This is a genomic window from Amycolatopsis thailandensis (assembly GCF_002234405.1).
GTDB lineage: Bacteria > Actinomycetota > Actinomycetes > Mycobacteriales > Pseudonocardiaceae > Amycolatopsis > Amycolatopsis thailandensis.
Genome location: NZ_NMQT01000404.1, coordinates 1 through 680, shown reverse-complemented (window position 1 = coordinate 680; position 680 = coordinate 1). Strand labels below are relative to the sequence as shown.

Sequence of the window (680 nt, the reverse complement as noted above, 5' to 3'; positions counted from 1 at the left end):
CGATGGTCAACCACTGGTTCGGCAGCAAGGAAGGCTTGTTCGCCCAGGCCGTGCTGAAACTGCCGTTCGACCCGCACGAACTGCTCGCGGAACTCCGCGACGGCCCCGACGAGGAATTCGGCAGGCGGATCGTGCGCACCTTCCTCACCCGGTGGGACGGTGCGGGCGGCGACGTGTTCCAGGCGCTCGTCCGCAGCGTCGCCGGACACGAGCAGGCCGCGCTGGTGCTGCGCAGCTTCTTCCAGAACTTCTTCACGAAGGTCATCGCCGGGCTGGGCTCGGACCGCGTCGAACTGCGGACATCGCTCTGCGCCTCGCAGCTGGTCGGGATGGGGCTGGTGCGGTACGTCGCGAAGTTCGAGCCCATGGCGTCGAGCGAGATCGATCCGCTGGTGACCGCGATCGCGCCGACGGTGCAGCGTTACCTGACCGGGGACATCGACTGAGTCGGTCCGTCGGGCGGGGTCGTGAGCGGTGAGGCCAGGTTCTCTTGGCCAGGGCGAAGGCGGCGTGTTCTGTCGCACGCCGGTCTCGGGTGTCGCGAAAGTGGCTTTCGCGACACTGAGCGCTGCCGGAGGGCACTGGGTAAAGGTGGTCGTGAGTGGCAAGTGGGGTTATTGAAAGGCAAGGCAAATATGTCGTGATCGAGTCTTCTGTCGAACATGGCCTTCGCGGCACGG

1 protein-coding gene is annotated in these 680 nt (G+C 65.9%); it reads left to right on the top strand.

What is annotated here, in order from left to right; translation table 11 throughout:
- Positions 1-446, top strand: a 446-nt coding sequence (locus CFP71_RS43170) for a TetR/AcrR family transcriptional regulator (protein ID WP_093939506.1), incomplete at its 5' end; no start/stop codon positions are given.
- Positions 447-680 lie beyond the last annotated feature (234 nt).